At 71.2% G+C, this 8,212-nt stretch carries 6 protein-coding genes; 3 read left to right on the top strand and 3 right to left on the bottom strand.

What is annotated here, in order from left to right:
• The 3 genes from E1281_RS33980 to E1281_RS33970 all read right to left on the bottom strand — a co-directional run.
• Positions 1-846: sporulation protein (locus E1281_RS33980; protein ID WP_131883810.1), on the bottom strand; the 846-nt coding region annotated here is incomplete at its 3' end.
• A gap of 350 nt (positions 847-1,196) precedes the next feature.
• Positions 1,197-1,469, bottom strand: a complete 273-nt coding sequence (locus E1281_RS33975) for a hypothetical protein (RefSeq protein ID WP_131883809.1) — start codon at positions 1,467-1,469, stop codon at positions 1,197-1,199.
• Positions 1,470-1,547: 78 nt separating this feature from the next.
• Entirely contained in the window at positions 1,548-3,440 is a 1,893-nt protein-coding gene (locus tag E1281_RS33970; RefSeq protein ID WP_347813328.1) for a potassium transporter TrkA, read from the bottom strand.
• A gap of 202 nt (positions 3,441-3,642) precedes the next feature.
• Here E1281_RS33970 and E1281_RS33965 point away from each other — a divergent pair, with 202 nt between their 5' ends.
• The 3 genes from E1281_RS33965 to E1281_RS33955 all read left to right on the top strand — a co-directional run bounded on the left by E1281_RS33965 (position 3,643) and on the right by E1281_RS33955 (position 8,064).
• Positions 3,643-4,080, top strand: coding sequence for a metalloregulator ArsR/SmtB family transcription factor (locus tag E1281_RS33965; protein ID WP_243717689.1), 438 nt, complete (start codon positions 3,643-3,645; stop codon positions 4,078-4,080).
• On the top strand, positions 4,064-6,766 hold the full coding sequence (mgtA, locus tag E1281_RS33960; RefSeq protein ID WP_165959223.1) for a magnesium-translocating P-type ATPase: 2,703 nt from the start codon (positions 4,064-4,066) through the stop codon (positions 6,764-6,766). Before E1281_RS33965 ends, mgtA begins: the two co-directional genes overlap by 17 nt.
• Before the next feature lie 149 nt (positions 6,767-6,915).
• The gene (locus E1281_RS33955; protein ID WP_131883807.1) at positions 6,916-8,064 is read left to right on the top strand and encodes an LCP family protein; all 1,149 of its coding nucleotides are present in this window, start codon (positions 6,916-6,918) and stop codon (positions 8,062-8,064) included.
• Positions 8,065-8,212: the final 148 nt, after the last annotated feature.

Raw genomic sequence — 8,212 nt, 5'->3', positions numbered from 1 at the left:
ACCCCACCCCAGCCCGTGTCCACCGTGATGGGCGCCGTAGTGGCCGTGCTCGACGTGCCCGTCTCCGCCGTGCAGGTGCCCGGCCACGGCTTGCAGCCAGGTCTCCAGTTCGTGCTCCCACGCCATGTGCAGCGCCTCCTGGTGTGAGACGTGGAAGCGGCCGAAGACGTCATCGCCTTCGGAGAAGGCGTTCTCCCGCCGGTCGGCCTCCAGCACGACGGCCAAGCCGTGGGGGCTCGCCACGAAAGTCAGCTCGACCTCGTTGATCCGCCCGTGGTGGTGCGGCGGCGCATAGAACTCGATTTCCTGGTAGAACGGCAGTTCCTGGTGCACTCCGGCGATGTGGCCGTGTTCGACGTCGGCGCTCTTGAACTGGAACCCCAGTGCGCCGAACGCGTCCAGGACACGCTGCTGGGACGGCAGGGGGCTCACCGAGATCGGATCCAGGTCCCCGGCGTCCACCGCCCCGGCGACCTCCAGTTCCGTGCGCACGCCCATGGTCATGCCGTGCAGGTGCTGCCCGTACACCTCGGTCACCGGCAGTTCCCACGGCAATGGCAGTTGGAAGGCGATCGCGTGGTGCTGCCCGGCCTCCAGGTGGAACGGCCCAGTGATCACGTCCCGGTGGAACTCCATGCCGCCACCGCCCTCATGGTCGCCGTGCTCGTGCTCGACGTGAGTGAGCAGGCTCAGCAGCACCTGATGGATGTGCACGTCATGGTCTCCGCCCTGGACCCTGACCTCACCTGACAGGTGCTCGCCCGGCCGACCGTGCGAGGCCGCCAGCACGGTCTCCACCGATGGCCCGCCGACCCCGAATGCACCAAGCAGCCGCTTGAACACCATGATTCCTCTCTTCTGTTGTGGCTCGATCGTGCGCTCGGAAGGCTCGCGGCGATCGCCACGCCCTCACCCCCGACACACCCCGCCCCACCGGATATGTGGGCCTACCGACGATTATCTACTACACGTGTAGCAGATGTGTCGGGGATCGACCATCTCCTCGCCAGGCGGAGAGAACTCACCCTGGCGGTGTCCGTTTATGGCCCCACCATCGTCGGCCGTCACAGCCCGGCCGTTGGGTCGCTGGGCGGACACTGCACCGCGGGTAGCGTCGCACTGCGGTGATGCGCGGCGCCGACGAGTCGGAGTGAGGGCTCGGCAGGAGAGGGTGAGCCACGTGCGACGGCCGGCGGTCAGCGTGGGCCCCTCGTGGAACGCGTGATGATCCGTTGCGTGGTGCGGCGGGCGTGGATGATCCGGCGTTCCAGCCGGGTCCGGCTCGCGGAGCTCCGACCGCCGCGGGCTGCGGTCCGGGCCGTCTCGGCGAGCCCGGCCGCCGCTTCGGCCAGCGCGGCCAGGCGGCGCCGTTCCGCACGCGGGTAGGTCGCCTCCAGCACGTGGGCGTACAGCGCATCGACCTCGGCCGTCTGCGCCCCCAGCCGTAGCAACCTCTGGTCGCCCATCATCGTGACCCGCGCTCCTCACGTGCGCTCGATGTGTGCGGCTTCGACTTCAGGATGACGGCCGGTTCGCCAGGGGACGAGTCATTTCTCGGCAAGGACGATGACCCGGTCGTCGGCGGAGAGGGTGAGCGGCGCGGCCTTGTCGGGGTTGAGGACCACGCCGTAGGAGGGCGGGGTGTGGAAGGACGCACGGTGACGGTAGCCGAGCGCGGTCTCGCCGCGGCGGCGGGCCGCCTCCATGACGGTGGCGAAGTTGGCGGTGGAGCCGGGCCTGAGGTAGTCAGAGGCGGGTTTGAGGTAGATCTCCGAGCCGGTGGGGTCGAGCAGGTCGGCGAAGACGTGGAACAGGTGCCGGTTCTCGCTGAGCTGCGTGAGCATAAGGCTGATGAGCTTGTCGCTGACCACGAAGTCGTCGGCCTTGGTGACCTGCGCGATCTCACGGTTGGCGTCGTCGTGGATCTCGCTGACGATCGAGTAGGGATCGCCGATCCTGTCTTCCATGTCGCGCAGGTGCAGCAGGGTGACCAGGGTGCGGGCGTCGGCATGCTCGGGATCCCGGTCTTCGTCGGACAGGACGATGACGTGCTTGTACGAGCCGACGTCGAGGGATTCCAGCTGAGCGCGGTCGGTGGTGTCGCAGGGCGTGTGCCCGATGGTGAGCCTGGCGAGCGGCGGCAGCGCGCCGCGCGGGTCCTCGCACGGGGCGGCGATGTCCAGTGCGGAGCCCGGTTCGACGTAGTCGTCGAGCAGGTCGATGATCTTGGGGGCGCGGTGGTTCCAGCCGATGAGCAGGGTCCGTTCGGGGCGGCGCGGCTGCGGCGCGGCGGTGGTGATCGCCTGGTCGACGACAGGCGGCCGGGCGGTGCCGGCGAGACGTATGAGCAGGTCGTCTTCGGCGAGCAGGACGATCTCGTCGCCGCCGGCGATGACGGTGTCCATGGGCGGGTTCATCGAGACCGTGCCGCCGGTGTGCCAGAGGCCGACGGGGATGCCCAGCTCGTAGGCGTCCAGTGCCTGGCCGTAGGTGAGGCCGGCCAGGGACGGTTCGGGGCGGATGTAGAACTCGTGTCCTTCGAAGTCCAGCAGGTCGGTGTAGACGGTGGACAGACCGGACTGGCGGTGCGACTGGACGATGAGGCGGATGGCGATGTCGTCGGCGTCGATGACGCGGGCAAGCGGGCCGCCGGCCAGCCGCGCCGCGGCGAGGCTGGCGCTGCTCTGCACCGCGCCGACCACATGCGGGCGGCGGCCTGTCCAGGACCGCGCGCCGAGCGACAGCAGGACCTTGACCACATGTGTGTCCGGGTCGGCGACCGGCGGCGAGACCACCATGATGGAGCGGGCGGTGTCCGGGCTGACCAGTCTCAGGTCCGCGACCTTCAGCGGGTTGCCGCGACGGCAGACCACCCGGGTGCGGCCGGTGTCGCCGACCCGGGCGCGGATGGCGTCCTCCATCTCCACCTTGTCGCGGTCGGCCAGGATCGCCACACAGGACCGGCGCTCGCTCAGGTTGGCCTCGACCAGCTCGGCGACCACGGTGAAGACCTGCTCCGACCAGCCCAGCAGCACCGTGTGGTCGTGCTCGACAATGCGGGAGCGGCCCTTGCGCAACTCGGTGATCCGGTTCTCCAGCCCGGTGGTGAGCACGCCGATCAGCGCGCTGACGATGAAGATTCCGCCGATCGTCGAGGTCAGCATCAGCGCGAGATAGGGGCCGGTGCCCTCGTCGTCGCCCATGGTCCCGGCGTCGAGCGTGCGCAGCAGGCTGCGCCACAGCACGCCCGCCCAGTGGCCGTTGTCGCCGGCGTCGCGCGGCGCGATCACGATCGCCAGCGAGGCCACGACCACGACCAGCGCCGCGGAGGCCAGCCCCAGCCAGCCGATCAGCGCCGTCGTGCCCCGCGACATCGTGGTGTCGAACCAGTACTGGAGCCGGTCGCGCCGCCTGACCCCGCGGCCGCTGGGCCACCTCACCCGATCACCCTTTGCCCTCCCCGAGGAACGACCGGCGTCAGCCGGGACGGCGGATCCGCCCACGCGACCACCGGAGGCATACTCTCAAAGACTCGCGCAAGTGAGCAATCGTCGTAGCGAGCACGGCAGAACCGGCTCCAGGAGTGAACCGGTTCCAGGGGAGGTGGCGTATCGGCGTTGCGGCTCGATCAGGTGCGACACTGTGGCGATCGCCCTCGTCCGATGGACGCCGGGCGGGAGCGGAGCGGAGGCCATGGCGGGAAACGAGGACGACCTGGCGTTGCCGCCTGCATTGCTGCAGGAGGCGGCGGGCCGGTTCGGGATGCTGGCGGCGACCATGCGGCTGCACATCGTGTGGGTGCTCACCCATGGGGAACGGGACGTCGGCTCGCTGGCCGAGCAGGTCGGCGGCACGGTCTCGGCGGTCAGCCAGCACCTCACCAAGCTGAAACTCGCGGGACTCGTCCGGGCCCGGCGCGAGGGCCGGCACCAGTTCTACGTGGTCGACGATCCGCACGTGGCCACGATCGTCCGGCAGATGGTCGCCCATCTGCGCGGCGCACCCGGAGCAGGCGCACCCGGAGCAGGTGAGGGCGCCTTCGCCGACGGCCCCCGGCGCGCCCGTGGCCTGGGCGCCTGACGCCGCGCTTCCGGAGCGGCACCCTTCGGGCGGTCCGGCGGAGCCGCCGTCGCCGTTCGGGGGCGCGGCGGCCAGCGCCGCCCAAGCTCGCCTGGCCGAGCACGGGGACCAGCCGCCGCTGGCCGTGCTGCGGCGCTGGGAGACAACGCCACGAGGTCTGGACGAGGACGAGGCGCAGCAGCGGCTCCTCCTGCTCGACGGGGACGGCCGGCTAGGCAGGCGCACCGGCACGGGACTCTTGCGACGCGCGGCGGGGGCCCCGTTCGTCGTCGTGCTGATCACGCTGAGCCTGATCTCGGGACTGGCCGGCGACGCCCGCGGCGCCGCGCTCATCAGCGTCCTGGCCGTGGTCAGCGGGACGTTGCGCTACCGCCAGGAGCGCCGGTCGGACCGGGCGGCCGCCGGCCTGCGGGCCATGGTGACCACGACGGCGACCGTCCTGCGCCGCGCCGACCGGCACGCCGAACCGCTCGCCCGGGAGGTGCCCACGGACCAGGTGGCGCCCGGCGACCTGGTCCTGCTCGGCCCCGGCGACGTCGTCCCGGCCGATCTGCGACTCCTCACCTCCTCCGACCTGATGATCAACCAGGCGCCGTTGACCGGCGAGTCGCTCCCGGCGGGCAAGCACGCGGCCTGGACCGAGGTCCCCGACCACCATGACGAGAACGACCTGTTCGACCACCCCCGGCTGTGCTTCATGGGCACCACGGTGGTCAGCGGCACGGGCACCGCCGTGGCGATGGCCACCGGCGCCGCCACCTGCTTCGGCGCCCTGGACCGGGACCTGCCGGCCGGGCCACCGGAAACCAGGTTCGACCGCGGCGTGCGGACGGTGTCCTGGGCGCTGGTGGCGGCGATGCTGGCCGCGCTGCCGGTGGTGCTGGCCGTCAGCGGCACGCTGCACGGCGACTGGTCGCGGGCGCTGCTGCTAGCGATCGCGGTCGCGGTGGCCGTCACCCCCGAGATGCTCCCGCTGGTGGTGACGACCCTTCTCGTCCGCGGCGCGAAGGGGCTGGCGCGACGGGAGGTCATCGTCAAACAGCTGGCCGCGATGCACAACCTGGGTGCGATGGACACGCTGTGCGTCGACAAGACCGGCACACTGACCGAGGAGCGGGTGTCGCTCGCCTGCCACCTCGACCCGCTCGGACGCACCGACGACGAGGTGCTGCGCTGGGCGCGGGCGAACGCGCACTGGTCGGTCGAGCTGAGCGGCGCGCTCGTCGGAGACGCGATCGACGAGGCCCTTCTCGCCGACGCCCCGGACGATCCGGACACCGGACGCGGCGCCGGCGCCCTCCCCTTCGACTCCACCCGCCGCCGGGCGAGTGTCCTGCTCGACGTCGCGGAGCCGCGGCCGCGGCGTAGCCGGCGCGGGGTCCTGGTCACCAAGGGGGCGGTGGAGGACGTCATCAACCTGTGCTCCCACGTCCGGGCCGGCGGCCGCGAGGACCCGCTCGACGCCGGCGAACGGGCCCGGCTGCTGGGCCTGGCGGACCGGTGGGCGGCCGACGGAGTCCGCCTGCTCGCCGTCGCCACGGCGCAGACCCGCGTGACCGGCCGCCCCCTCACCCCCGCCGACGAACGCGATCTCACCCTGGTCGGATTCGTGGGCTTCCGCGACCGGCTCGACCCGGCGGCGGCCACGGCCGTCCGGGCGCTGCGCGACCAGGGCATCCGGCTCGTCATGATTACCGGGGACCATCCGCTGGTCGCCCGGCGGATCTGTCGCGACGCCGGGCTCACCGCCTCCCGCGTCGTGCTGGGCCGCGACGTCACCGTCCTGGACGACGCCGAACTGGCCGGGCTCGCCGCCTCCGGCGCGGTGTTCGCGCGGGTGGGGCCGCCGCAGAAGGCGCGGATCGTCCGGGCACTGCAGCACGCCGGGCACTCGGTCGGCTATCTCGGCGACGGCGTGAACGACGCGCTCGCGCTCCGGGCCGCGGACGTCGGCATCACCGTCGCCGGCGCGGCCGACATCGCCCGCGACGCGGCCGACGTCATCGTCGTGCGCAAGGACCTAGCCGTCCTGGAGCAGGCCATCATGGCGGGCCGGCGCACCTTCGCCAACACCGTCAAGTACCTGAAGATCGCACTGACGTCCAACGTCGGGAACGTGGTGTCGATGCTGGCGGCGAGCGCGATGCTCCCGCTGCTGCCCATGCTTCCCATACAGGTGCTCGTCCAGAACGTGTGCTTCGACCTGTCCCAGCTGGCCCTGGTACACGACCGGGTCGACGATTCGGAGATCGCCCGCCCGCGCACGTTCGACCGCCGCGACCTCGCCCGGTTCGTGGTCTGTATCGGGCCGGTCGGCGCGCTGTTCGACCTGGCGGCGTTCGGGCTCTTCTGGTGGGTGCTGGACGCCGGGGGCGGACACCAGTGGGAGCAGATGTTCCACACCGGCTGGTTCACCGAGAACCTCGTCGCGCAGGGCGTGGCGATGCTGCTGCTGCGCAGCCGGGGCCGAGGAGCCCCGCGTGCGGCATGGCCCGTCTGGGCCGCTGCCGCCGTACTCGCGCTGGCCGGGCTGCTCCTGCCGTACTCTCCGCTGGCCGGCGTCCTGGACCTGAGCCCGATGCCGCTGACGGCGCTGCCCCTCCTCGCAGCGGTCATGACCGGTTTCGTCCTCGCGTCGATCGCTGCGCGCACGCTCTACCAGAAGCTTTACGGCCACTGGCTCTAGCCCTCGCATCCAGTGGCCCGGTGAGAAGTCACCGGCCGGAGGGGCCCACCCGGCACAGTTGCTCAGTTGCTTGACTGTTTGAGAGTATCTGTACTCCGGCGGGGGCCAGGCAGCGGAGACCATGGACCGGATCGAGGTCGTCGGAGCCGATGAGCAGCAACCCGACCTACATCGACTACGTCGACGAGGTCGAGCCGGATCCTCCCCCGCCGCGGCGCCGCGGACGCGTCCTGCGGTGGATCGCGATGAGCCTCGGCGCAGTGCTCATCGCCGCGGCGCTCACCACGGGCGGCTTTTACTGGAAGCTGCAGCACAACATCACCCACGAGGACACCGACGGCCTGATCGGCTCCGGACGGCCCCAGAAACTCAACAGCGCCCTCAACATCCTGCTGCTCGGCACCGACAGCCGGGACGGGGCCAACGCCGAGTACGGCCGCGGCATGCGCGGCACCCCGCCGCGCTCGGACACCATGATCCTGCTGCACCTGTCCCCCGGCGGGAAAAGGGCGATCGGCATCAGCTTCCCCCGGGACCTGATGGTGGCGATCCCCTCCTGCGACCGGCCGGACGGGACGCGATCGGCGGCCGCGCCCGTGGCGATGCTGAACACCTCGTTCACGCTGGGCGGCGCATCCTGCACGATCAAGACCATCGAACGCTTCACCGGCATCAAGATCGACCACTTCGCGCAGGTCGACTTCACCAGCTTCAAGAGCGTCACCGACGCCGTCGGCGGAGTCGAGGTCTGCCTGCCCGAAGACGTCCACGACAAGGACTCCGAACTCCACCTGAGCAAGGGGCGCCACGTCATCAAGGGCGAAACGGCACTGGCCTACGTCCGCAACCGGCACGGCCTGGGGGACGGCTCGGACCTGCAGCGCATCAAGCGCCAGCAGCAGTTCATGACCGCCCTGGCCGACAAGGTCCTCAGCGCCGGGACGCTCACCGACCCCCAGAAGGTCCTCAAACTCACCGAGGCCGGCAGCAAGTCGCTGACCACCGACGAAGGCCTCGACCTCGCCACCATGGTGAAGATCGCCCAAGGGATGCGCGACCTGACCGCCGACGGGCTCGGCTTCCTCACCGTCCCGGTCACCGCCTATCCGCCCGACCCCAACCGGGTGACACCGCACCAGCCGTACGCCGGGCGGCTCTTCACCTCGATCCGCGAGGACAGGATCCTTGAGGCAGAGGCGCCCCCCGCGGGAACCGTCCAGCCGACTCCGCGGAAACCCTTCACACCCGACCTGCCCAAAGCGGCCCGCACCGGCAAACCCGCCTGCCCGCAGAGTTGAGCTCGTCGGCCCGCGGCGTACCGGTCGCACCGTGGGCAGGGCCACGCGGACGGGGGCGTCCACGCGGCCCCGCCCGCGCGGACGGCCGTCAGGCGTTGACGCCGAAGTCCTTCGCCACCCCCGAGAGCCCGGAGGCGTATCCCTGGCC

Source organism: Actinomadura sp. KC345 (genome assembly GCF_004348515.1).
In the GTDB taxonomy this organism is placed as follows: Bacteria; Actinomycetota; Actinomycetes; order Streptosporangiales; family Streptosporangiaceae; genus Spirillospora.
Note: the sequence above shows the minus strand (reverse complement) of the source record. Positions and strands in the feature narration are given on the sequence as shown.

Bases quoted from the DNA above. Each gene is read 5' to 3' on its own strand.
- E1281_RS33975 (WP_131883809.1), bottom strand. From the start codon at position 1,469: ATGATGGGCGACCAGAGGTTGCTACGGCTGGGGGCGCAGACGGCCGAG.
- E1281_RS33955 (WP_131883807.1), top strand. From the start codon at position 6,916: ATGAGCAGCAACCCGACCTACATCGACTACGTCGACGAGGTCGAGCCG.